Annotated in this window: 24 protein-coding genes; 12 read left to right on the forward strand and 12 right to left on the reverse strand. The window is 61.9% G+C overall.

All coding sequences use genetic code 11. The features are described from left to right. The first annotated feature begins 132 nt into the window (after positions 1-132). A complete protein-coding gene (locus HMPREF9695_RS13640) occupies positions 133-495 on the forward strand; it encodes a hypothetical protein (RefSeq protein ID WP_006021437.1) in 363 nt (120 codons plus the stop codon). Here HMPREF9695_RS13640 and HMPREF9695_RS13645 read toward each other — a convergent pair. From HMPREF9695_RS13645 to HMPREF9695_RS13665, 5 genes are all read right to left on the reverse strand, one after another. Continuing rightward, positions 492-857 (reverse strand): hypothetical protein, encoded by a 366-nt coding sequence (locus HMPREF9695_RS13645; protein WP_006021438.1) that lies wholly within the window; start codon positions 855-857, stop codon positions 492-494. The genes HMPREF9695_RS13640 and HMPREF9695_RS13645 overlap by 4 nt on opposite strands. A gap of 20 nt (positions 858-877) precedes the next feature. Beyond that, complete coding sequence (gene flaF, locus HMPREF9695_RS13650; RefSeq protein ID WP_006021439.1) at positions 878-1,237, reverse strand: flagellar biosynthesis regulator FlaF; 360 nt, start codon at positions 1,235-1,237, stop codon at positions 878-880. Between the two features lie 3 nt (positions 1,238-1,240). After that, positions 1,241-1,621, reverse strand: a complete 381-nt coding sequence (gene flbT / locus HMPREF9695_RS13655; protein WP_006021440.1) for a flagellar biosynthesis repressor FlbT — start codon at positions 1,619-1,621, stop codon at positions 1,241-1,243. 144 nt (positions 1,622-1,765) lie between these two features. After that, complete coding sequence (locus HMPREF9695_RS13660; RefSeq protein ID WP_006021441.1) at positions 1,766-3,331, reverse strand: flagellin N-terminal helical domain-containing protein; 1,566 nt, start codon at positions 3,329-3,331, stop codon at positions 1,766-1,768. Positions 3,332-3,608: 277 nt separating this feature from the next. Next, positions 3,609-5,162 carry a flagellin N-terminal helical domain-containing protein gene (locus HMPREF9695_RS13665; protein ID WP_006021442.1) on the reverse strand — a complete coding sequence of 518 codons (1,554 nt, stop codon included), beginning with the start codon at positions 5,160-5,162 and terminating at the stop codon, positions 3,609-3,611. 308 nt (positions 5,163-5,470) lie between these two features. On the opposite strand from HMPREF9695_RS13665, the gene flbT (HMPREF9695_RS13670) reads away from it, so the two are divergent. Next, the gene (gene flbT, locus HMPREF9695_RS13670; protein ID WP_006021444.1) at positions 5,471-5,899 is read left to right on the forward strand and encodes a flagellar biosynthesis repressor FlbT; all 429 of its coding nucleotides are present in this window, start codon (positions 5,471-5,473) and stop codon (positions 5,897-5,899) included. A 73-nt stretch (positions 5,900-5,972) separates the two neighbouring features. Here flbT (HMPREF9695_RS13670) and HMPREF9695_RS13675 read toward each other — a convergent pair whose 3' ends face one another. The 5 genes from HMPREF9695_RS13675 to HMPREF9695_RS13695 all read right to left on the reverse strand — a co-directional run bounded on the left by HMPREF9695_RS13675 (position 5,973) and on the right by HMPREF9695_RS13695 (position 13,472). Then, the gene (locus tag HMPREF9695_RS13675) at positions 5,973-7,484 is read right to left on the reverse strand and encodes a hypothetical protein (protein ID WP_006021445.1); all 1,512 of its coding nucleotides are present in this window, start codon (positions 7,482-7,484) and stop codon (positions 5,973-5,975) included. Between the two features lie 7 nt (positions 7,485-7,491). Continuing rightward, positions 7,492-9,387: a flagellar hook-associated protein FlgK gene (gene flgK / locus HMPREF9695_RS13680; RefSeq protein ID WP_006021446.1), complete on the reverse strand. Its 1,896-nt coding sequence runs from the start codon at positions 9,385-9,387 to the stop codon at positions 7,492-7,494. Positions 9,388-9,435: 48 nt separating this feature from the next. After that, positions 9,436-11,256 (reverse strand): flagellar hook-basal body complex protein, encoded by a 1,821-nt coding sequence (locus HMPREF9695_RS13685; protein ID WP_006021448.1) that lies wholly within the window; start codon positions 11,254-11,256, stop codon positions 9,436-9,438. Positions 11,257-11,441: 185 nt separating this feature from the next. Next, on the reverse strand, positions 11,442-11,954 hold the full coding sequence (msrB, locus tag HMPREF9695_RS13690) for a peptide-methionine (R)-S-oxide reductase MsrB (protein WP_006021450.1): 513 nt from the start codon (positions 11,952-11,954) through the stop codon (positions 11,442-11,444). A 156-nt stretch (positions 11,955-12,110) separates the two neighbouring features. Next, a complete protein-coding gene (locus HMPREF9695_RS13695) occupies positions 12,111-13,472 on the reverse strand; it encodes an NAD(P)/FAD-dependent oxidoreductase (protein WP_006021451.1) in 1,362 nt (453 codons plus the stop codon). A gap of 168 nt (positions 13,473-13,640) precedes the next feature. Here HMPREF9695_RS13695 and HMPREF9695_RS13700 point away from each other — a divergent pair, with 168 nt between their 5' ends. Next, entirely contained in the window at positions 13,641-14,174 is a 534-nt protein-coding gene (locus HMPREF9695_RS13700) for a SixA phosphatase family protein (protein WP_006021452.1), read from the forward strand. Between the two features lie 81 nt (positions 14,175-14,255). Continuing rightward, positions 14,256-14,681: a universal stress protein gene (locus HMPREF9695_RS13705; protein ID WP_006021453.1), complete on the forward strand. Its 426-nt coding sequence runs from the start codon at positions 14,256-14,258 to the stop codon at positions 14,679-14,681. A 160-nt stretch (positions 14,682-14,841) separates the two neighbouring features. Here the strand turns inward: HMPREF9695_RS13705 and HMPREF9695_RS13710 are convergent, their stop codons facing one another. Continuing rightward, positions 14,842-15,465, reverse strand: coding sequence for a hypothetical protein (locus HMPREF9695_RS13710; RefSeq protein WP_006021454.1), 624 nt, complete (start codon positions 15,463-15,465; stop codon positions 14,842-14,844). A 105-nt stretch (positions 15,466-15,570) separates the two neighbouring features. On the opposite strand from HMPREF9695_RS13710, the gene HMPREF9695_RS13715 reads away from it, so the two are divergent. The 4 genes from HMPREF9695_RS13715 to HMPREF9695_RS13730 all read left to right on the forward strand — a co-directional run bounded on the left by HMPREF9695_RS13715 (position 15,571) and on the right by HMPREF9695_RS13730 (position 19,661). After that, positions 15,571-16,005, forward strand: coding sequence for a hypothetical protein (locus tag HMPREF9695_RS13715; RefSeq protein WP_024918921.1), 435 nt, complete (start codon positions 15,571-15,573; stop codon positions 16,003-16,005). 9 nt (positions 16,006-16,014) lie between these two features. Then, the gene (locus HMPREF9695_RS13720; protein ID WP_041712392.1) at positions 16,015-16,311 is read left to right on the forward strand and encodes a hypothetical protein; all 297 of its coding nucleotides are present in this window, start codon (positions 16,015-16,017) and stop codon (positions 16,309-16,311) included. 202 nt (positions 16,312-16,513) lie between these two features. After that, complete coding sequence (locus HMPREF9695_RS13725; protein WP_006021456.1) at positions 16,514-17,575, forward strand: lysylphosphatidylglycerol synthase transmembrane domain-containing protein; 1,062 nt, start codon at positions 16,514-16,516, stop codon at positions 17,573-17,575. 97 nt (positions 17,576-17,672) lie between these two features. Further along, the gene (locus HMPREF9695_RS13730) at positions 17,673-19,661 is read left to right on the forward strand and encodes an SGNH/GDSL hydrolase family protein (RefSeq protein WP_006021457.1); all 1,989 of its coding nucleotides are present in this window, start codon (positions 17,673-17,675) and stop codon (positions 19,659-19,661) included. A gap of 141 nt (positions 19,662-19,802) precedes the next feature. Here HMPREF9695_RS13730 and HMPREF9695_RS13735 read toward each other — a convergent pair whose 3' ends face one another. After that, positions 19,803-20,831 (reverse strand): NAD(P)/FAD-dependent oxidoreductase, encoded by a 1,029-nt coding sequence (locus HMPREF9695_RS13735; protein ID WP_006021458.1) that lies wholly within the window; start codon positions 20,829-20,831, stop codon positions 19,803-19,805. A 185-nt stretch (positions 20,832-21,016) separates the two neighbouring features. On the opposite strand from HMPREF9695_RS13735, the gene HMPREF9695_RS13740 reads away from it, so the two are divergent. From HMPREF9695_RS13740 to HMPREF9695_RS26405, 4 genes are all read left to right on the forward strand, one after another. Further along, a complete protein-coding gene (locus tag HMPREF9695_RS13740; protein ID WP_006021459.1) occupies positions 21,017-21,460 on the forward strand; it encodes an acyl-CoA thioesterase in 444 nt (147 codons plus the stop codon). Positions 21,461-21,552: 92 nt separating this feature from the next. Next, positions 21,553-22,515 carry a helix-turn-helix transcriptional regulator gene (locus HMPREF9695_RS13745; protein ID WP_006021460.1) on the forward strand — a complete coding sequence of 321 codons (963 nt, stop codon included), beginning with the start codon at positions 21,553-21,555 and terminating at the stop codon, positions 22,513-22,515. 9 nt (positions 22,516-22,524) lie between these two features. After that, positions 22,525-23,472, forward strand: coding sequence for a helix-turn-helix transcriptional regulator (locus tag HMPREF9695_RS13750; RefSeq protein ID WP_006021461.1), 948 nt, complete (start codon positions 22,525-22,527; stop codon positions 23,470-23,472). 128 nt (positions 23,473-23,600) lie between these two features. Then, on the forward strand, positions 23,601-23,774 hold the full coding sequence (locus tag HMPREF9695_RS26405; RefSeq protein WP_006021462.1) for a hypothetical protein: 174 nt from the start codon (positions 23,601-23,603) through the stop codon (positions 23,772-23,774). The last annotated feature ends 26 nt before the right edge of the window (positions 23,775-23,800 follow it).

Genomic DNA, 23,800 nt, shown 5'->3' on the forward strand with positions numbered 1-23,800 from the left:
GCACGTCGCCGCGATGCGAAATGCAGATAATTTGATTCAATTCCGCGCGGGAACATAAGGACCGAATTCATCCGGTTCCACTCATAATCGGCATGGGTTGGGGTTTGACTCAAGGGGAAGCCAGAGGCTGCCATGAGTGCGGATTTCAACATCAAACCGGTGGGGGCATCGGTTTCTGCAACATACGTCGAGCCGGCATCCAACGGCGCGAAGACGGCTGTCCAGACGCAGCTGCCACCTGACAAGGCCGTTACGGCGCCGGATCCCTCGGTTCAGGCACGCATCAATCCCCAGGCGGAAACCGATCGGCTTTCGAAGCAGGTGATTATCGATCGCGCCGCGGCCGAGATCGTCTATCGCACCGTCGACAGCAGAACCAGCCTGGTCATCCGCCAGTATCCTGACGAGGCGCGGCTGCGCGCACGCGCCTATCTGCGGGCAATGGATCTCGCCCGTGAGGACAACATGCGCAGAAATACGGATTTGAGGGTTTAACGGCCGTTCTGCTGGGCGTAGGCGGTCTCGAGGGTCTGGGTGCCGTTGGTGGTCATGACCGTCTTGATCTGCGCCGTCCCATGCTTCGTCAGCGTGAACTTCGAATCGCCGATCTTGAACGAGTTGTCCCTGATCAGGACGTCCTGGTACTTCACCGTCGAGCCGCTCTGATACCGCGCCTTGGCGCGGAAGCCGATGACGTTGGAGACCTGAATGCTGAACGTGTCGTTGTTGGCGTACTTGCCGGTCCAGTTACCCTCGTAGCTGGCGGCATCGACGGGCACGTAAGGCCCTTTCGAATAGTTGACGTTCGAGCCGACCGCCACGTAGTTCGACGATATGATGCTTAAAAGATCGGCCATCGTTCGTCCATGCGCTGGTGTCAGGCGCGGCCGGACAGGCCAGCCGCCAGATTGCAATTGATGTCGATCAGCGACTTCAGCTTTTCTGGCTGCGGATTGAGCTGCAATTCCGCGGTCTGCGTCAGGACGAACGTGCCGATGTTGGCGATGTTCTGACGAACCTCGATGGTTTGCGGATTTTCGTCGCTGGTCACCGCGCTCAGAAGGATCGCCCAGAGCTTGCGGTTGAAGAGCAGCGCTTCGGCGAAATTCGTATCGGGATGATCCCAGTTCGTCATTGCATGCTGAAGCTTGTTCGCGGCCTTCAGAAGAGCCTGCGCTTCAATCTCGCGGGGAGACGCCGTCGTTTGAGCGGTGCGCGCGTAGGCAGCGTGAGACATTCATCACCTCGATAGGAGTTCGTCTTCGCGACTTATCAGTTTCCTGATTTCTCTTAGAGCTTTGTAAAGATAACCGCTTAAAATAAGATTACTTGCGGCCTCTATGTGGCTGCGGAAACTCGGCACTGCTTCCAGCAAATCCTTGACGAAGCCGAGATAGAGATCCTGATATTTCGGTATGTCGTCTTCGAGATACATCTGCTGAACGCAGAGATAGATTCGCTTGACCGGCGTGTTCGCGGTCTCCGCAGTCAGAATATCCTTCTCGCGCAGAATCGGCACCTCACCATCGATCAGAAACGTCGCACGCGTTTCCGAATTGGTGATGACGCTTTGGCCGATGACGATGCGTTCAAACGGCTTGAGTTCGACTCTGAGGGCCACATTCTGTCTCCCTTGAACCTGCGTCGTTGCGCAACGCGTCCAGCTACGGCGATCGACAGCGGCATGAAAGAATAGCGGAACTCCACGACGCAAGAAAGCAGCGGGATTTTATCCCCGCTGCTTTGTTCCGGCTCAGTTAACCGATTACTGCAGCAGCTTGAGCACGCTCTGTTGCGACTGGTTGGCCAGCGCGAGCGCGGAGACCGCGATCGACTGGCGGGTCGATAGCGCCTGGCTGTTGGCGGCTTCCTCGTTGGTGTCGGCGATCGTCAGGTTCGTCGAACCGGTCTGCAACACGTTGATCAGGTTCTTCGAGAAGTCCTGACGGATTTGCACGATCGACAGATTCGAACCCAGGGTCGATGCCTGCGAGCGCAGGAAGCTGCTGGCATAGTTCAGAGAGTCGAGCACCTTGTTGGTCGCGACGTTATCGATGAAGTCGGTGCCCTGACTCAAGGCGCCCAGACCGAGTCCGGCTGGATCGAGATTAATGCCGGTGATGTTGAGCGTCGACTTGCCGGTTTCGTTGAACACCAGCTTGAGCTGGTCGCCGTTCAGCAGGTTGACGCCGTTGAACGATGCGTCCTGCGATGTCGTTTTGATCTGGTTGATGATGTTGTTGTACTGCGACACGAGGTTCGCGCGCGTTGCCTGCGAGTTGGCTTCGCCAACCGGCGCGGAGACGATCACGCCCGCGAACAACTCGCCGGGCGCCGTCGCGGTGCCGCCGAGGGCGCCGATCGTCGAAGACGCGGCGTCGTTGGACGTGGTGACGGTGATCGCGCCGGTCGAATCGATGCTGGCCTGAAGATTGTTCGGCAGCAGCGCCGCGTTGAGCTGATTGATGGTGGAGATCTGTCCAACACCATTGCCGAAGACGATGTTGGTCGCCGGTCCACCCGCAGTCGACGGGATGGTCAGTGTCTTGCCTGAGAAGGTATAGGTCGGCGGCGTGGTGCCGGTCGAGAGGCCGAGCTTGGCCAGCACGCTGCTGGTGCCGCCGAAGACAATGCTGTTGCTGGTGTCGGCGACTGCGTTGCTGACGGTCAGCTGGTTGCCCGCGATGCTCGTCGTACCGCCGGTGATGCTGTTGATAGCGCTCTGGATGGTCGCGACGGTACCGCCGGTGGTGCTCGCCAGGCTGATCGAAACATTACCGGTGACGGGATCGGTCGTGGACGCCGGATCGGCAGCCAAACCGGTGACGAACGAAATCGTCTTGCCGTTAACGGTGAACGAGTCGCCGTTGGCAAAGCCGGCAGCGGCCAGCGTGGTGGCCGGAGTCAGGCCGCCGCCGACGACAGCGCCGGTCACGGTTGCAGCGGTATCGGGCAATCCAAGCAGGTTGGCGCCCGTCGCCCCGGGGTTCGGGCCAGTTGTGAAACTTGACTTGGCGTAGCCGACGTTGGTCTGCAGCGCCTGGTTGGCGATCGACTTTGCGCTGTCGATCAGCTTTTGCAGCGAAGTGATGCCGGTGTTGGCGGCTTGCAGGACCTGCACACCGTTGCCGATGCCGTCGAGAAGATTGTTGATGTCGCTGGCGCGGGCGTCGAGCCCGGCGGCCGTGAAGAAGTTGGTCGGGTTATCGAGGGCCGAGTTGACCTTTTTGCCGGTCGCGAGGCGGTTCTGGGTGGTTGCGAGAAGGTCCGCCGTCGATTGCAGCGACAGCAGGTTCTGGCGAACTGACGCCGTAAGAACGATATCGGACATTTGTGTACCTTCCTTAGATAAGCAAAAGCCGGCGACGAAGCGGCGTGATGCAACTTGGAGAACGACCGTCTTTCCCCAATTCTTAGGAGGCACCGTTTAAATTATGGTTAAGAGCCGATTAAATTGTTTCCTTAACGAAGGGTAAATGCGTTTCGACACCTCGCCTGCCCCTCAAATCCCTTCCGCTTGAGCCTTCCGGCACCGTTCCGCGAGCAAAACCCATAAAAAAACGGCGGGGGTCCCCCCGCCGTTCTGATGGTTTGCAGTGCTTCCGGTATTAGCGGAGCAGCTGGAGAACGCTCTGCTGCGACTGGTTGGCCAGCGACAGTGCGGACACCGCGATCGACTGGCGGGTCGACAGCGCCTGGCTGTTCGCCGCTTCCTCGTTGGTGTCGGCCAGCGTCAGGTTGGACGAGCCGGTCTGCAGCACGTTGATCAGGCTCTTCGAGAAGTCCTGACGGGTCTGCACGATCGACAGGTTCGAACCCAGAGCCGAAGCCTGCGAACGAAGCGTGGTGCTGGCGGTGTTCAGAGAAGCCAGAACCTTGTTGGTCGCCGCGTTGTCGACGAAGTCGGTGCCAACGCTCAGCGAGCCAAGACCAAGGCCAGCCGGGTTGAAGTTGACGCCGGTGATGTTCAGCGTCGACTTGCCGGTTTCGTTGAACACCAGCTTGAGCTGGTCGCCGTTCAGGAGGTTCACGCCGTTGTATGACGCGTCCTGAGCCGTCGTGCGGATCTGGTCGATGACGTTGTTGTACTGGTTGACCAGGCTGGTGCGGGTTGCCTGCGAGTTCGGATCGGCAACCGCCTGGGAAGCCGCTGCACTGGCAAACGCCGCCGCCGTACCGCCGATGGTTCCGATGTTCGCCGAAGCGGCATCGTTGGAGGTGGTGATGGTGATCTTGCCAGCGGTATCGATCGAAGCCTGCAGGTTGTTCGACAGCAGAGCCGCGTTGAGGTCGTTCAGGGTCGAAATCTGACCAGCACCCTTACCGAAGGTGATGTTGGTCGCAGTGCCGCCGCCGGTTGCACCGATGGTCAGCGTCTTGCCGGTCACCGTCGAGGTGGGAGCAGTCGTTCCGGCGGTGAGGCCGATCTTGGCCAGCGCGGTGCCGCCGAGGGTGATGCTGTCGGAGGTGTTGCCAGCCGTGATCGTGACCTTGTTGCTGGCGATCGACGCAGCCGCGGTGCCGCCGCCAAGAGCCGTCTTGATCGCATCGGTCAAGTCGGTCGTGGTCGCAGCAGTGGTCGCGGTGGTGTTCAGGTTGATCGTGCCATCCGGATCGGTGGTGACGGTCGCAGTACCAGCGCCGGCAGCCGTGACCTTGATCGTGGTGCCGTTGACGATGACGGTGTCGCCGGCAGAGAAGCTACCGCCGGTCGCGCCGGTCAGAGCCGAAGCAGCCGCGATAGTACCGGTGGCAGCACCGGTGAGCGTAGCAGCCGTATCAGGATCGCCGAGCAGGTTGGCAGCGGTCGCGCCGGTGGTCGCAAGCGACGTCACGGACGACTTGGTGTAACCGACTGGGGTCTGGAGAGCCTGGTTGGCGATCGACTTCGCGGTATCAACCAGCTTCTGGAGCGAGCTGATGCCGGTGTTGGCGGCCTGAATGACCTGCACGCCGTTGCCGATGCCGTCGAGGAGGTTGTTGATGTCGCTGGCGCGGGCATCGAGGCCGGCGGCAGTGAAGAAGTTGGTCGGGTTGTCGAGAGCGGTGTTGACCTTCTTGCCAGTGGCAAGGCGGGTCTGGGTGGTCGACAGAAGCTCTGCGGTCGACTGGAGCGAGAGCAGGTTCTGACGAACCGACGACGAGAGAACGATAGAAGACATTGGGCGTACCTTTCTGGTGTGACGCAAAACGCAACGTGTACAAGCGTGCCGCTGATAGCTTCGATCAGCGAGCCGTCCGACATTGAAACCAACAGTCTAAAAAGGTGTGAACCGGTTTCGTTCAACTGTCCGCATAACGCGGCTGCGGACGCACTGCGGCAAACCGCAAATACGTTGATTTGACAGGGCTATTTCTTAAACGCCGCCGCCCTATGGTCACCGTGGCGTTTACCTCGCGTTAACCATAACGCGAAAGGATCGCGCCATCCGCCGGATCGATTTGAAACCGGCTCGCACGGAGAACCGCCATGGCTTTGAAGGTCGAACTCAAGCCGCACGAAAAGATCATCGTCGGGTCGTGCGTCATCACCAATACCGATCAGCGCGCGAAATTCCTGATCGAAGGAGAGAGGCTGCCCGTCTTGCGAGAGAAAGATATCCTGACGCCGGACACCGCCGACACGCCGGCGAAGCTGATCTATCTGGCGGTCCAGCTCATGTACATTTCGCACGATCCGCAGGAGCATCATTCGGTGTACTTCGACGTGATGCGTGACTTCCTCAGCGTCGCGCCAAGCGCGGCCGGCTTCGTCGAAGAGATCAATAACTACATTTTAGGCGGCGACTATTATAGAGCGCTGAAGGAATCGAAAAAACTGATCGCTTACGAAAAGCAGCTTCTCGACAGCGCCAAGGACGGACAGGCGCGCGAAGCCAGCCTCAGCAGCGCCGCCTGACACCACACGCAGACCAATGAACAAAAAAGGCCTCCAGAAGGAGGCCTTTTTCGTTTCATCGTTGCAGGCGCGGCTAGAGGAACTTTACAAGGCTCATTTGATAGAGCGACGCCGTGGTCTGATAGGACGCCTGCAAGGAAGTCTGCAGCGCAAGTATCTTGGTTGCGACCTCGTTGTCGTTGATGCCCTGGATCGAATCCAGCATCGACTGCGCAACCGACCCGGTCTGGGTCTGCCGATCCTTCGCCGTCTGGATCGCAGCCTGCGCACCGGCGAAATCGGCCTGGATATCCTGGATCGATTGCGTACCCGGATGCACCGCGAGATTGTCGACAATCCGCGAGTTCAGTGCGGTGAGCTGACCGTTCGCGTTCGGATTGCTCGCGTTGGTCGATACCGCGGCATAGACGGCGATGTTCTTCAACTGCGCAACGAACGCATCTTCGTTGGCCCGCGCGCCGTACTGCACCGAAATGGATTGATCGATACCGGCAACTGCCGTTCCGCGCGCCGGATCAGGACCGTCCTCACCGGTGTACCAGGACACGGTGTCGGTGGCGGTGCCGTTCACGAGCGTCGTTGCGGTACTGAGCGGAGAACCGCCGACCCGCAATGGCGGCGACGAACTGAAGAAGTTGTCGGATGCGGCCATGGCGGAAGCCGCGACCAGCGCGGTGTTCGACAAGGCGCCGACCGCGGTGTTGAGCGCGGTTTTGAGATTGGCGGCGGTCGCCGTTGAATCGGCGCCGATGGCGAAGCCGCCGGCAGGCACCGGCGTCGTCGTCGTCGCCGTGAGTTCGATGGTTTCAGACGTGCCGTCCGGCAGGCTGAATGTGAAGCGGACCTTGTCGCCATCGGCCGGATTGGTCGCACCGAGATCGACCGACATTTCCGAAGGCGCGCCGGGAGGCGCCGCCGGCGGCGCGGGGCCGGTCACGGTCGCAGTCGCCGAGGTCGTCGTAATCGCGCTCAGCTTGAGGCCAAACGGAGATCCCGCGACGTCTTCGCCGATCGTCACCGAGGTCGGCGTCGGCGACGTGATCACTGTCCGGCCTAGACCCGAGATCCCGTCAGCCTGACCACGTTCATCGATGATCTGGTTCAACCCGGCGCGCGTGCCGCTGCCGTTGAGAATCACATCGGCCGGCTCTGTCGCCGGTGTATCGGTGGCACGGCCGGAAAACATGTAACGCCCGCCGACTTCGGTGTTGAGAAGCGCGATAACCTGCGTGAACGACGCCATCGCGGTCTTCTGCCCGGCGGTTTTGCCGTTGCTGTCGAGATTCAGCGTTGCGCCTGCGGCCGCAGCCTTGACCTGGCTGCCTGCGTCTTTGATGCCTTGCAAGGACAGGTTCGCGACATTGATGCGCGTATTCAGGACGGTGCCGGTGTTCGCAAAAGCGGCGATCGACGAAATCTGCGCGCGCAGCCCCGTCGCGGTTCCCGAGTCGACGCCGAGACCGGCATAGGATGTCGCCTTCTTTCCAGAAGCGAGCTGCTGCGTCAGCGTGTCGAGCTGACTCTTCAGATTGAGAATCGACGAGCCGAGATACGAAGTCCGGCCGCTAACGCCATCGATTGTCATGAGATCCTCACAGTACCTGCATCAATGACTGAAACATCGAATTGACCGTGGACATCACGCGGGCATTTGCCGAGTAAGCGTTTTGCAGCGCCAGCAGGTTGGCCATTTCGGTGTCGATATCCACGCCCGAGGTCGCATCCATTTTTTTCTGCAACGTGTTCAGCACGACGTCCTGACCGTCGGAGAGCTGCTGCGCCGAACTCGCGGCATTGGCCTGCATGTTCGTGAACTGCTGGGTGAATCCGAGCAGCGTGCCCTTATAGGGCGTGCTGCTCGAGCCGATACCGGTCGTTGCCGAATAGCTGTAAGTGCCGGACGTCAGTTGCGACAGGATGAAGTCGGAACGCGTGGTGTCGCCGGCTGGTGTCGCGGGACTCGTGCTGTAGACAATCAGGCGCGACGAGTCCGCCAGCAATCCGGAATTGACGGTGATGCGTCCCGCGAGGCCCGTTTGCTGAGAACCGGATGCCGTGATCGCTCCGGTGTAAGGTCTTCCGCCATCGGTGAACAATGCGACCTGCGGACCGCCGCCGGTCAGCGATGTTGCGGTCGTCGTGACCGATGCGGCATTGACGTCTGACAAGCCGGTCGCGCCGTCATCAACCACACGCAGCGTCGAGCCGGCCGGGTTCGAGAACTGGATGCTGGCGCCGCCCAGCGCAGCATTGAGCTGCGAGACGACCGACGACATGCCGCCGGAGAAATCGACGCCGATCACCTTGTCGTTCGGATCGATCGTCGCCGTGTCCTTCAGCGGCAGCGCGCTCGGATCATCCACGCGGATGATCGAAATATTGTGTTGAACGCCGGTGATATTGTCGGTGTAGGTCAGATGAACGGTGTTGCCGGCCTGAAGGCCGGCAAGATCAAGATCGAAGCCGGCGGGCGTGCCGGGCGGCGGAACAGGCGTGGCTGGCGGGTATGCAGTGCCGCCTGTGGTCTTGTCGGACACCGCACTCGCCATCGCTGCCGCGAGCTGGTCGACCTGGTCCTGCGCCTGCACCAGCGTCTTATCGCGCAATTCGAGAAACGCCGCGATCGATCCAGAGCGGATTGCTCCGCTGGAGATGAGATCGATGCTTCCGCCATTCGGATAGGAAATGGAGATGGTGCCGAGCGTGCTTTTTGACGGATCAGCGTTCCACTGCGCCTCCGGCGTGACCGTGCCTTGAGTGTTGAACGACAGTTGCGCCGCATCGGAGCCGCCGACGAGTTGCGTGCCCGAGGTCGTGTAAACGGAAACCTGATTTCCCTCGCCCTTGACCACGCGCACGTCCATCAGTCCCGACAACTGCGTGATGAACTGATCGCGCTGATCCAGCAACGCCGCCGTCGCGGCGTCCTGGTTGGCATAGCCCTGCAATTGCCGGTTGATCTTGGCGATCTGGGTCAGGGCGTTGTTGGCCGTGGAGACCGAATTGGCTATCCCCGTCTCGGCGCTGTTGCGCAGAGCCTGGATGCCTTGCGAGGTCGAATTCAACTGCTGGGCCAGCGCCTGCGCCGCATTGAGCACGCCGGTGCGCGCCGATTGCGAGTCGGGGCTCGTCGAGAGCGCCTGAAGCGCGGTCGTGAGCGAATTGAATGCCGCTTCAATCGTGGCAGACGAATCCGGATCACCATAGACGCTCTGGAGGTTGTTCAGGAAATTCGCACGCGTGCGGGTGTAGGCCGCGCCCGAGGTTTCCGTCCGCAACTGGCTCTGGATGTAATCGTCGAGGACGCGATTGACGCCGATGGTTTCGACGCCGGCGCCGTTGCCGACCGCGGTCTGGATCTGGTTGGTCGTCTTACGGACGTAACCCGGCGTTTCCGCGTTCGCTACGTTGGACGAAACCAGCGCGAGCGACGCCTGGTTTGCCCGCAAGCCGGCCATCGCGGTTGAAAGAGCTTGGCTCAGACCCATAACATACTGCCCATCTCAGGTCGGATCACGCGACGATGTGTTCAGCGATTATCGCAGCACGTTCAGCAGATCCTGCGCCATCTGGTTTGCAGTGGTGATGACCTTGGTGTTCGCCGAATAAGCCTGCTGCGTAACGATCAGCTTGGTGAACTCGTCCGCGATATCGCTGTTGGATCCTTCGAGCGCCGAACCCGTGATGGTGCCGGCCTTTCCGAAAACCGCGTTACCGGACTGATCGGTCTCCTCGAACGCGCCGCCATCGAGGCGCTTCAGGAAGTTCGCGCCGTTGAACGTCGCCAGCGTGATCTGCGCCAGATCGATGTTGCGGCCGTTGGAATAGTTGCCGACTACGCGGCCGTTGTCGCCGATCGAAACCGTCTGCAACGAACCCGCCGGGAAGCCGTCCTGGTGAATGTCGTTGACCTGCGCGTTGCCGTTGGCATCGGCGAACGAGGTCAGGCCGCTGACGCCGAAGTTCACGGTGACGTTGCCCAGCGTGATGCCGCTGATGGTCGGAGTGGTGAGCGTCACCGATGCCACCGCCGGGGTGAGCTGTCCGTTTGCGCTGAACGTGAAATCGGTGCCCATATTCTGCCAGGCCGTCGCGCCGCCCGTCGCGTTCGGATCGACCTGATAGAACATGTTCCACTTGTCGGTATGACCTGGGCCGAGCGTGGATGAGTCCATCTTCGCCCAGCGGAACTGGATGCTGACAGGCGAGCCGGAGATGTCGTAGCCGGTGGTGGCGCCGCCCGCGATCGATTGCGAAATGAATGTCGCGGCGTCGGAGCCGATGACCTGACCGGCGCCCGCCGAACCGCCACCCAGGCGATTCACGGTGACGGTGCCGGAGAACCCGAGCGCAGCAAACGCCGTTGCATTGCTCGAGGTGATAACCAGGTTATTCGCCAGACCCGTATGCAACTGCACGGAGCCGTTGCTGACGGTCGAGGACAGCGCGGAGTTGCCGCTCAGCCCGTCAATCTTGTCGAGGAGCTGATCGATGGTGCTGCCGATCGGGATATGGGTCGCGTCATTCTGGTTCGGCGGAACGCTGGATGCGTCGGTGAAAGTAATCGGCGTTCCGTTCACCGTGATCGTGTCGCCAGCCGCAAAGCTCGCCGACAGTGAGTTGGTGTTCGGCGCGCCCGACAGCGCGGTCGTGCCGTTGATCTTGGTCGCGGTGGTCAGCGCGCTGTTCATCGACGCGCCGCTTCCGACGTTGTCGAGATAAGGCAGCGGCGGCGTGCCGACCGTGCTCGGATTGACGGTGAAGTCGCCGACGTTGAGCAGTTCCGAACCCGGAACGGACTTGTCGCTCTTCGTGGTGATTGGATACGAGGCCAGGTTGGCGCGATAGGTCACGGTCGAGGTGGGCTGCGCGGGCAGGAAGTCGCCCCCGAATTTCAGAACCTGCGGATTGCTGCCGGTGACGTTGCCCGTGGTCGGGTCGATCGGAATGCCTTCGAGATAATAACCGGCGCCGTTCACCAGATAGCCGTTCTTGTCGAGCGTGAAGTCGCCGCGGCGCGTGTAGTTGTTGACGCCGTTGAAGACCGGGTTGCTGTCGGTGAAGCTGCCGGGCTTCTGCACCACGAAGAAGCCGTCGCCGCTGATCGCCATGTAAGTCGAAACCGCGGCCTTCTGGACGTCGCCCTGCACCGTGTTGGTTTCACGCGAGTTGGTCGCGACACTGCCGGCGAGCTGGTTGTTGGTGCCGGTTTCGGGAATGAGGTCGAGGAAACTCGTATCGATGCGCTTGAACGCTGTTGTCTGCGAGTTCGCGATGTTTCCGGAGATGTTTTCGAGCGCATAGGACTGAGCACGAAGACCTGCGACGGACGTGGTGAGTGCGCCAAAGAGACCCATTACATTTTCTCCAACTTCGATCCGGGCGGCCCGCCGGTGTGTCCATAGCCATGGCCGTATTCGAAGAAGAGATCGCAAGCGCCGTGCCAACAGCATTTATGCTGCAATATCAATGCACTAAAAGAAATACCCCGGCCAAAAGACCGGGGCACAATTGCCTAGCGGGCAAGAATTGCCGCGCGAAATCAGGAGGATGAGCCGTCCGCGGGTTTGAAGGTCAGCGCCAGCCCGTTCATGCAGTAGCGCAGGCCGGTGGGCTTCGGGCCGTCGTCGAACACATGGCCGAGATGGCCGCCGCACCGCCGGCACAGGGTCTCGGTCCGCACCATCATGTAGCTGCGATCGGACTTCTCGAGGATGGCGTTGGGGAGCGCCTGATAGAAGCTCGGCCAGCCGGTGCCGCTGTCAAACTTGGTCTCGGAGGCAAACAGCGGCAGGTCGCAGCCGGCGCAGGTGAAGGTTCCCTTGCGCTTCTCCTTGTTCAGCGGGCTGGTAAACGGGCGCTCGGTGCCGGCTTCGCGCAGCACATTATATTGGGCGGGGGTCAGCTGCTTGCGCCATTCCTCGGGCGTCTTCTCGACCTCGAATTTCTCGGCGGATTTTTCACCCGCACTGGCACTGCCCAGACCAAGCCAGCGGAATGCCGAAAATGCGGCGAGACTCATCGCGGATGCGAGCAGGATACGGCGGTCGATCATCGTCAAAGCTCCGTGCAAGTCGGGAAACGGGCTGTCCATCACGATCTACGGTCCATTTCGCGAAAAGTTACAGCAACGCTCCAGCCGCAGGCTCACTTTCCCGCGAGGCCGGAACGGCCTCAGCCCTCATGTTCCAATAACCCCGCCGGCAGAGTGTTATTTCAATCGGGCGGTCTGCGCCCTGGCCGCCGCAATCCGCGCCTCCCGGGCGCGTTCCCGCATCTGTTCGCGGCCGCGGGCGCGCTCGCGATAGCGCGACAATGCGCTGGCCGCATTCGAATAGCCGCGCGACCAGATGTTGAACACCTGCCCCGCCGCACGCCCGGCCGAGCCGCCGGCCCAGACCAACTCGAACGGCGAAAACAGCCGCCAGCGATCATCGCCATGCAGAATGCTGCGCGCGAGAAGCTGACCGCCCATCGCCGTCGTGTTCAATCCCTGGCGGCCGAAGCCGCTCAGCACCCAAAGACCCAGTTGCAGTTCGCCGATCTGCGGCATGCCGTGCACGGTCTGTCCGAACATCCCGCTCCAGGCCTCGGCAATCCCGACCTGCTTGAGTTTCGGGAAAAACGCGGAGATGCGATTCTGGATGCGCTTCGCATAACGCTGCGGATCGCCCTGCCATGTCGTTTCCGGGCTCGACCACAACAGCCGGTCGCCCTCGACAATGCGGAAGTGATCGATGTCATGGGTATCGGTGACCGACCCCTGAAAGGTGATCGCATCGGCAAGCCGCTCGCCGAGCGGCTCGGTCAGCACCGCGTATCGCCATGTCGGCAGCAGCGTTGCCGTGAGACGCCGGCCCGGCGCGCCAAGATGCGCATTGCCCGCGAGCACAACATGGGTGCAACGCAGTTTCGCGGACGGCGTGAAGACGCGCTTGCGGATGCCCGCCGGATCGAGACCGATCACGGGCGTGTCCTCGAAGATTCGCACGCCCGCCTCTTCCGCCAGCGCCGCAAGACCATGGACATATCGCCGCCCGTCGATCTGAAACGCCTTCGGGAAATGAATCGCATGAAAGTAGCGATCGGTTTTCAGCGTCTCGCGAACGCGGTCGATCTGCCAGCCTTCGATCTCGGTGCCGAAATCTTCTCCGAGCGTCTGCAACCGGCTGATGAGTTCATCGCCGGCATCGACTGTGGAAACTTCGAGCGCGCCTTCCGTCAGCGTCACGCCGGGCATGGCGTTGCCGGTCACGGTGGCGCGGACATAGTCGGCGCCTTCCTGCGCCAGCGACCACAGTTCGCGCGCGTTATCAAAGCCGACACGGTCGATCAAATCGGACACCGCGATGCCGTAGCCCGGCATGACGGTGCCGAGATTATGGCCCGACGCATTCCACCCGATCTCACGGCCTTCAAGGAGCGCGACGCTTGCGCCCATTCGCGCCGCTTCCCGCGCCATGGTCAGACCAGCGAGCCCTCCCCCGATCACGCAGATGTCGACATCGAGGTCGAACGTCAGCCGCGGGCGGCCCGGCAGATCCGCCGACGAATTCACCGAAGGGTTGTCCATGGTCGCTGTTCCAAGATCGCCTGTCGCAAGCTGTATTTTCTGGGTGTAACGGTGTCCCCGTCCGTCACAATATCGGACGTAAGCTTGTACACTATTCCGGGCCGTGCCCTAGTGGTTCACCACCGAAGTTCGCATCATTTGCCACGCCCACCGAAACGAGATCACGATATGCGCCGTCTGATCCTGCTGCGCCACGCCAAGACCGAGCGGGACGCCCCTTCCGGCAGGGATCAGGATCGCCGTCTCGACGAGCGCGGCCGGCATGACGGCGCGGAGATGGGGCGATGGCTTGCCCTGCACGACTATCGGCCGGACCTCGTGCTGGTATCGACCGCAACGCGCACCCAGGAAAGCTGGGAGTTGCTTCGCGCAGCGATGCCATCTGTGCGGGTAAAACATTTGCCGGCATTGTACGGCGCCGATCCATCCGAACTGCTGCGGATCATTCACGGTGTCGCGGATGCAGATCCGCAATGTCTGCTGATTCTCGCGCACAACCCGGGACTGCATGAACTGGCGCTCGGCCTTGTCGCCAGCGGCGATTCCGCCGGGCGTCAGGCGCTGGCGAGCAACCTGCCGACGGCGGGCGTCACCGTGATCGATTTCAAGATCGACGACTGGGAGAAGGTCGGCTTTCGCACCGGACGGCTCGAGCGCTTCGCAAGCCCGAAGCTGCTGCGCGAAGGATCTGAGGGGGCGTAACGCCCTCAGGTGAAGCGGCCTTGCATCTTGCCGCCAACGAATCCATCGTGATCATTCCAACGCGCGCGACCGGAGAGACCGATGTTTCAATCTATCCTCGTCCCCATCGACCTTGCCGATACCGATCTCGCAAAACCGGCCATCGAGACGGCGGCGTCCTTGTCGAAATCCTCCGGCGGACTGGTGCGGCTGGTCAACGTGATGCCGATCACGCCGGTGATGCTGGCGGAATATGTGCCGCCCGATTTCGAGATTCAGCAGCGCCAGTCATCCGAGGAAGCGCTCGCCATCGTGGCGCGCGAATCCGGAATCGACAGCAAGCGCATCTCGGTCACCGTGCGCCAGGGTGGCATCTATCATGAGGTGCTCGAGGAAGCCGCCGACATCGGCGCCGACCTGATCGTCATGACATCGCACCGGCCCTCGATGCAGAGTTATTTTCTCGGCTCGAACGCAGGGCACGTCGTGCGTTATGCAAAATGCTCAGTGCTCGTGGTGCGGCATTAAGGTTGCACACCCATCACGAAACGGTTTTCGCCGTTTCTGCTGACTTCTCTCCAGCTTCATCCTGGACTATGGTCCGCTCGCCGCCAGAGGGTGATCCCCATCATCGGGCGGTAAGGTTTGGCCGGGCCGGCCAACGACGCCCGGCCGAGCTGACCTCCTGTTACGGCAGGACGTCCTTCGGCAAAGCATCGAACGTGTAGATGCGCGGCTTGTTACGCCGCAGGAAGCCGCCGATCTGCCAGCCGAACAGCGCAGCAAACCCGATCAGGAACAGCGCGCCGGCAAACTCACCCGTGATCAGCGCACGGATCAGCAATCCAAGCATTGAGACACCGACAAGTCCAAGCACGACAAGCCCCGCCGTGTAGATCGCCGGGTTAATTCCGACCACCAGCACGGCTTTGCTGCCGATCGCGGCAAGGCGGCGATGCAATTCCACGATGAACGCGCGGTAGCCGTTGTCCTGCGGCGACATCAGCGCGACGGTGTGCCACGTCGTTGAGTAAAGCGTCACGCGTTCGCCGCGCGTGTCCTCGATGTCGGCACGAAATCGCCGCGACTGCATCGACACCGGACGATACGACAGACGAATCGCCGCTATCTTCTCCAGCGGCCAGACACCATGCTTTCCTCTCACCTGCCAGGACAGTCCCTCGCCGGTGAGGTCGAATTGCGACGCGCCCCCGACCAGTGATGGCTTGAAGATATATTGCGTGCCGTCGCCAGCCACCTCCAGGCCTTTCACTCCGGCGCGCGGCGTGGCACCGAACAATTGCGAGAGCATGAAAATCCTTCAATCGGCTGCAATCGGGGGCCGGTCACCTTGCGGGACCACCGGCCGCTATTCTACAAGTCATAGCAGCCTGCCGTGCCCGGACGAAACACCCTGATGGCCAAGCCTGCCTATTTCTCGCAAACTATCGTTCTTGCCGCATCGATCCTGTTCGGCGTGCTGCTTGCGCTCGGCATCCACATCATCATCCAGCGCTTCAATCTCAATCTCGGCGACCTGTGGCGCACCGATGTGCCCGAACTGATGCCCGCGCGTGCCGCGCTGGCCTGGTGGCTGATCGCCGCGGTGGCGTTTCTGGCAGGCTTCATTTCCGCGTCGCTGATGCAGAGCGCAGTATCCGGTCAGATCTCGCTTCGGCTGCGGCAGTTTCTGGTCGTGGTCGGCGTTATCATGCTGGCGGCCGCGGGTCAGGCCGCGGCAGCACCGAGCGCGATCCCGACACTGGCCGGTGTGCTCGCAGGTCTCGCCGCCCTCGGGCTTGGCGCCGTCATGGCGTTCTGCGGCGCGAAGTTCGCAATGCGCCGGGCCTGATCCCTTGGCATGAAAGGCCGCCCCGAGCTTGCGCCGGCGCGGCTTTTTGCCTCATTCAGCCTCACGTTGAATCGTAGCCGTGGCTGGCTTGCCGCCTTCTGGTTGATCCCATTTTCGCCCAGTTGTGTCAGCTTCCGGTCGGCTGCCTTTTCCTCGTCGACAATCCTTTACAACACGGCTGCTCTGCCTGAGCGCATAGATTCCATCAAGAAGACGCGGATGTTCCTGAAGATCATCGCAACCAATGAAAAGGATTGGCGTCTCTCACCCTTTGCAACAGCATCTTCGTTTCCCATATCCGGCTAATCGATGAATCGCGGCATCCGGCCTGATATGAAGCAAAGATGACAGCCCGGCCGGCCCCGGTTTCTTAGCAATAACGGCACCTTGCGCCGCACAACGACCTATTTTCCAAGCATGGGATTTCGCGTATGAGTACCGCCGCAGCCGCTTGCTCACTGTCGCCTCAATCGGCTTCTATAGGTTACGCGCCCTGCCGGGAGGACGAATGCAACAAGTGTTGAGCACGCTAGGGCGTGTTTTCAGGGAACGAATCGGCTGGAAACGGCTCGGGATCGTTGCCAGCCTAATTATCGTGACCATTGCGATCATGCATCTGTTCCGCACCCTCAAGGGCGTGGATACGGCGATCGTTTTGACTGCGCTTGCCGAAAAATCCCAAGGCCAGATCGCGCTCGCCGCAGTGTGCGTGCTGTGCGCGTTCTTCACGCTGACGTTCTATGACCTTTTCGCGTTGCGCACGATCGGCAAGATGCACGTTCCCTATCGCATCGCCGCGCTGTCGAGCTTCACCAGCTACACGATCGGCCACAACATCGGCGCCACGGTGTTCACCGGCGGCGCGATCCGTTTCCGCATCTATTCGGACTGGGGGCTGACCGCGATCGATGTCGCGAAAATCTGTTTCATCTCCGGCCTGACATTCTGGCTCGGCAACACCTTCGTGCTCGGCATCGGAATGATCTGGCACCCGGCCGCCGCATCATCGATCGATCTGCTGCCCGAAAGCATCAACCAGTTGATCGGCGTCGGTCTGCTCGCAGGCATCGGCATCTATCTGACATGGATCGCCACCGGCAAGGGCCGCCGCAAGCTCGGCAAGGACGGCTGGAAGGTTCATCTGCCGTCAGCGCCGCTTACGGCGCTGCAAATCCTGATCGGCGTGGTCGATCTCGGATTCTGCGCGTTTGCGATGTATCTCCTCGCGCCGTCGAGCCCCGACCTCGATTTCGTGACGCTCTCCGTCGTGTTCATTCTCGCCACCCTGCTCGGCTTTGCCAGTCACGCGCCCGGCAGTCTCGGCGTGTTCGATGCGGCGATGCTGGTCGGCCTGCCGATGCTCGGCAAGGAGGAATTGCTGGCGTCACTGCTGGTGTTCCGCATCCTCTACTTCCTGATCCCGTTCGCCACATCGATCACGATCCTCGGCATCCGGGAATTGTGGCTCAGCGTCATCCTGCCGTGGCAACAGAGCCGAAAACTCCAGCCCGCGCCCGCCGTCGCGCAATCGTCACCTCCACAGTCGAAGCCGAAGCAGGCCGCGGAGTAATTCTGCGCACAAAGATGTGGCTTGTGGGGTCGCGAAACGTATCTTAGGTTTCAGCCCCGCCCCACATTTTGGCCTTATCCGTCGGCTTCAAACCCTCATGCTCAAGTCGCGCGTCATCCGCTTATCGCTCCTGATCGCGGCGCTCGGCGGCGCGATGGCAAGTGCTGCTGCGGCGCAGACGCCGCTCGTGCCGCCTTCCGTCGCACAGCCCGTTCCGCAGCTCACGACGGCGATGCAGATTTCGTGGGAAGTCCGCAATCGCTTCCGCCTGTTTCGCGAGGAGCGCGATTTCCAGCTTCATATCGCGTCGCTCAGCGGCCGCTCCATTCTTGAATCCGAACAGGCACTGGCAACGCAGAGCGACGGCCGCGGCTGGGCGCGCAACATACTGGGACGCCTGTGCATTGATGCAACGGGCCGTGTCAGCGAGCCCTGCACGCGCGACGGCGTGAAGGAAAGCTATCTCACGCCCACCGATCATCCGGTGACGATCCGTCTCACCGGCGCGGTGCCGGTCGGCGCGACCTGCGCATGGACCTTCGAGGACGGCGATCCGCCGCGGCAGTCGACGCTCGATTGCGCCGAGCCGATCAACCTGCGCGTCCGCTACGGCCGGCCGACGCCCGTCACCGTGGACGTCTCAAGCGGATCGGAGGCACCGCAACGGGTCACGACACAGATCGCGGTGCGCGACATTTTCATTGCAGGCCTCGGTGACTCGATCGCATCGGGCGAAGGCAACCCGGACCGCGCAGTGACGCTCAGCGACGATGGCTTCTGTTTCCGTTCTTATCTCGGCGGGCCTGCTGGAATGTACTTCCGACCCGGCCGCGCGGGCTTCAAGGGCGCGCGTGCCTGCGATACCTCCGACGGCACCAGCCTGCAGAACTGGCAGCGCGCCGGCGCGCAATGGATGAATCCGGCGTGCCACCGTTCGCTCTACAGCTACCAGGCCCGCATGGCGATCGCGCTGGCCGCGCAGAATCCGCAGATCGCGGTGACTTATTTGCCGCTGGCCTGCACCGGCGCGACGATCGATGAGGGCATGTTCGGCGCGCAGCGCGCCCGCGAATGCGTGGTCGGCAAGAACAGCCTGACCTGTCAGGGCACGGTGAATGCGCAGATCGCCGAATTGCGCGAGGCGCTGACCGCGGCAACGAAGCGCCAGCCGGATCGCGGGCTTGATCTCATTCTGCTCTCGATCGGCGCCAACGATGTCGACTTCTCGGGACTTGTCGCCGACGTCATTGTCGAACGGCAGACCGAACGCGCCTTGTCACGGCGCACCGGCGTCCTTAGTTCGGTCGATGAGGCACGCTCCACCCTGCAACGCGAACTGCCGCAGGATTTCAACAAACTGCGGCAGGCGCTGAAACCTTTCGTCGGCGGCGACCTCTCGCGCGTGATCTACACATCCTACGCGAACCCGTCGCTGCTGAATGGCGCCCCCTGCCCCGGCGGACGCGCCGGCTTCGACATTCATCCCGCATTCAACGCCGACCCGCAGCGCCTCGCCGAGGTCACCGAATTCGTGCAGAGCGAGTTTCTGCCGTCGCTCAAGAAGCTGGCGACATGCACCGGCGGCGTGCTGTGCGGCAATCCCGCGCGCGACCGCATGACCTTCGTCGATCAGCATCAAGCCGCCTTCGCCAGTCACGGGTTCTGCGCGCGCGCCGAGACCGATCCGCCGTTCGACCGTGAATGTTTCTCCGCAAAGGGCGAAAGCTTCGTCGCGGACATCGTCGATGCCGCGAACAATCCGCTGGTCTGCGGCGCGGGCGCCAGCGACTTCCGTCCGTACTCGCCGCGCGCGCGCTGGATCCGCGATGCCAATGACAGCTATTTCACGGCGATGACTTATCCGCAGGCACAGAAAGCGCCGACCAACCAGCCGGGCGACATTCATGACGCGACGTGGGGCGTGCTCTCCGCCGTCTATGGCGGTGCGATCCATCCGACCGCCGAAGGTCATGCCGCAATGGCGGACGCGGCACTCCCCGCCGCAATGAGCGTGCTGGGACTTGGTCTGTCAGAAGCACCAGTGGTCAGCGAACCGCTCTCGCCGGCGACGCCTACAAGACAATAATCAGCCTGACTATCGGAAAAACCGTCATTCCGGGGCGCGCCCTTCGCGCGAACCCGAAATCCAAGGTTGCGACAAAGAATGGATTCCGGGCCTGCGCCAAGAGGCGCATCCCGGAATGACAGGTTGAAAAACTCGAACGCTTCAATTCACGCCGAGCTTTTTCTGCAGGCTCGACGACGACGTGGTGTACTGGAACACAACGCGCTTGTCCGGGAAGACGTAGCGGCTCGCCTTCTGCGCCATCAACGCGCCTTCATGGAAGCCGGAGAGAATGAGCTTCAGCTTGCCGGGATAGGTGTTGATGTCGCCGATGGCGAAGATGCCGGGCACGTTGGTCTCGAACGCCTCGGTATCCACCGGCACCAGATTGTTCTCGAGCTTGACGCCCCAGTTCGCGACCGGACCGAGCTTCATGGTCAGTCCGAAGAACGGCAGCATGGTGTTGCAGTCGATCTTGAAGGTCTCGTTGTCGTTGCCCTTCACCATCGCGCCGGACAGCATACCGTTCTCGCCTTCGAGCGCGGTCACCTGTCCGAGCTTCAGATTCATCTTGCCCGCGGCAACGAGCTTGCGCATCTGATCGACGCTGTGCGGCGCCGCGCGGAAGTCGTCACGGCGATGCAGCAGCGTCACGCGCCTGGCGATCGGCTGCAGGTTCAGCACCCAGTCGAGCGCGCTGTCGCCGCCGCCGACGATCAGCAGATCCTTGCCGCGGAACTGCTCCATCTTGCGCACGGCATAGAACACCGAGGTGCCTTCATAGGCCTCGATGCCGGGCACCGGCGGACGCTTCGGCTGGAACGAGCCGCCGCCTGCCGAGATCACCACGACCTTGGTCTCGAACACCTGACCGGCGTCGGTCGTCACGCGGAACAGCGGGTCGCCGATCTTCTCGATGGTCTCGACCATCTCGTTGAGATGGAAGGTCGGATTGAACGGCTTGATCTGTTCCATCAGGGCATCGGTGAGGCCCTGCCCGGTGACCATCGGAATCGCCGGAATGTCATAGATCGGCTTCTCCGGATAAAGCTCGGCGCACTGTCCGCCCAGCTTGTCGAGAATATCGACCAGATGCACTTTCATATCGAGCAGGCCGAGTTCGAACACGGCGAACAGCCCGCAGGGGCCGGCGCCGATAATCAGGACATCAGTTTTGATCGTGTCGGTCATGCTCGTTCCGGTCTGTAATGGGAGAAAGATCGAGGTGCGGGCGCGTAAGGCGCCGCTTTTAAGGGCATTGTCTAGCCAAGACGGCCCCTCTGGGGAAGGGATTTTCGGGCTGGCGGGCATGCTCCACCGGCTTGTGACGACCGGCTTTTTTCAGGTAAGGGTGCATAAATCCGGAGACTTATTCGTTGAACGCGCCGATCCGCCCACAGTCCAGTTTCAAGCTGGAAGACTACCCGTTCCGCCTGGCCGATAACGTCCGCTACGGCGACCTCGATCCCAACAAGCATGTCAACAACGGGGTCTATTCGACCTATTTCGAGACGGCGCGCGTCACGCTGCTGCGCAGCGGCGACCGCGGACTGATGCCGAAGGGCCTGAGCTGGATGCTGGTGCATCTCGCCATCGATTTCCGCGCCGAAATGCACTGGCCTGGAAGCTTCGAGCTGGGGATCGGCGTCTCGAAGCTCGGGCGGACCTCCGCGACCTTCGCGCAGGTGGTGTTCGCGGGCGACGTCTGCACCGCCTCGGCGGAAGCGGTCACGGTTCTGGTGGATGCCACGACCCGCAAACCGACCCCGCTGACGCCCGAGATCATCGAGCGATTTCAGCCCTGGATGCTGCGCGCATAGCGACAACCTGCCCCGCAATTGCTGTTGCCGCCGTGGCGGTTCGCCTCTAAATCTTTGAGGCGAACTTGCGATAACCGGGCCAGTCGTCCGTCATGCTCAGCTTCAACACCGACGATCTCCGTCCACAGGATCGGTTTGACTATTGGTGCGAAGTACGTGCCCGCAATCTTTTCGGCGTGACGATCTCGCTGAAACAGCATGAGCGGCAGAATTTCAGGGGACGGTTTACGGCCGTTCCCGCGGGCGGGGCAATGATCAGCGAGATGCAGGCCTCATCCTACTGGGTGTCGCGCACCGCCGCCGATGTTGCCCGCGCCCCCGGCGACAGTCTTTGCATCTATCAGCAGCTCGGCGGCGCGAGCTGGTTCAACAGCAAGGGCGGCGGCGAGTTCGTGGTGGCGGCGAAAGACATCGCCATCAGCCATACGGACCTGCCCTACCTGACCCGGCCCGCAACCACGCACGGCTTCGATTTGCGCGTTCTGAAAATTCCGTTCACCGGCCGCGAGGATCTCGTTCGCGCGGCGCGAGGTCTGTCGCCGGCGCTGCTGAGCGACAATCCGCGCTTGAAAACCGTCATATCCGCTTCGCTGACAGCACTGGCCGCGGACTGTGCCAGGAATCCCGACAACGATTTCGATCTCGCCGTCGATCACCTCGCGCAGCTCGCACTGCTGGCCCAGGGGCGTGTACGGCACGGCTCACCGGAGAGCCGCGCCGCGCTGCGGTTCGGTTTTCTGCACGCCGCCCGCGATGTCCTCGCGCGCAACATGCATCGCCCCAACCTGACACCGGCGGCGGTAGCGGCCGAACTCGGAATCTCGCCGCGGAAACTGCATCTGCTGTTTGAACCGACGGGCATGTCCTGCGCACGCACGCTGACGGCGATGCGTGCCGCCGAAGCGCTGCGGCTCCTGAGGAATGCACCGATGCAGCCCGTTGCGGAGATCGCGCAGGCGTCCGGGTTCGACAGCTCCGCCACGTTCTACCGCGTGTTCCGCAATGTCTACGGCATCACGCCAGGCGATGCGCGGACCGCAGCCGTCCTCGACTGATCGTCTGCGATGCTGAGTTTCTCCACCGACGACATTCGTCCGCAGGATCGCTTCGACCACTGGTGCGAAGTGCGCGGCAAGAGTCTGTTCGGCGTCACCATCGAACTGGAGCGTGAAAAACGCGCCGACTTCCACGGCCGGTTTTCCGCGACACCGATTGGAAACGCCGTGCTGGCGGAGATGACAGCATCGTCCTACCGCGTCAGCCGCACACCGGCCGACATCGCGCGCGTCTCGAGCGACAGTCTGAGCATCGGATTGCAGATCCGCGGGCCGGGCTGGATGAAGATCAAGGGAGACCGCGTGCATCTGGTGCGCGAAGGCGATGTCACCATCAGCCACTCGAACATGATGTTCGCGGGAACGCCGGAACGATCGGACGGCTTCGATTTCCGCACATTGAAGATTCCGCTCACGAACGATCTCGCGCTCGGCGCGCGGACCCACGATCTCTTTCCTGAACCGCTGATGCAGGGCGCCCGCCTGACCCGGCTGATCAAGGCGACGCTGAGCGCACTGGAGCACGACCCGTTTCAGGCATCGGGCGAGATCGAATCCATCGCCCGGCTTGCCCTGATCGCACGAGGCCGCCTTGCGCAAGGCTCACCCGAAGGCCGCGCCGCGCTGCGTGCCGGATTTCTTCACGCCGCGCGCGAGATCATGATCCGCGATCTGCACCGCCCGGATCTGTCGTCCGCGACGGTCGCCGCCGAACTCGCGATCTCGCTGCGGCAGGTGCATGTGCTGTTCGAGCCGACGGGATTGTCCTTCGCGCGAACGCTGACAGCGATGCGCCTCAAGGAAGCACGCCGGCTGCTCGGCCTCACACCGGCGCGGCAGGTCGCGGACATCGCCTATGCCTGCGGCTTCGACAGCATCGCGACATTCTACCGCGTCTTCCGCAGCGCCTACGGCATGACGCCGGGCGATGTCCGGGCGATGTCTCTCAACGCGTGAACCCTGTGGCACCCGGACCACAGGCCTGAAAAGACTCTCTTTTTGAGCCTTGGGGCCGAGCGTTTGCACGCAATGAGAAGACGGCTTTTTCCCGATTTGTTAGGCCAAGGCCGGTTGGGGAGCCGTCAATGGCTGAGGCTGGACTTTTAACGCGTTCACGATGGCGCGCCGCGCTGCTGGCTGGCACTGCGCTGGCCGCGCTTGCCATTCCGTCCACAGCGCAGGCCGTTGACGGGATGGATGTCCTCACCGGGCTTGCCAGCACTTACGTCTCCCGCCTCGGCGTCAGTCAGACGTTCTGAGATCACACGGCGCGTGTAGCGCGAAA

Source organism: Afipia broomeae ATCC 49717 (assembly GCF_000314675.2).
Lineage (GTDB): Bacteria > Pseudomonadota > Alphaproteobacteria > Rhizobiales > Xanthobacteraceae > Afipia > Afipia broomeae.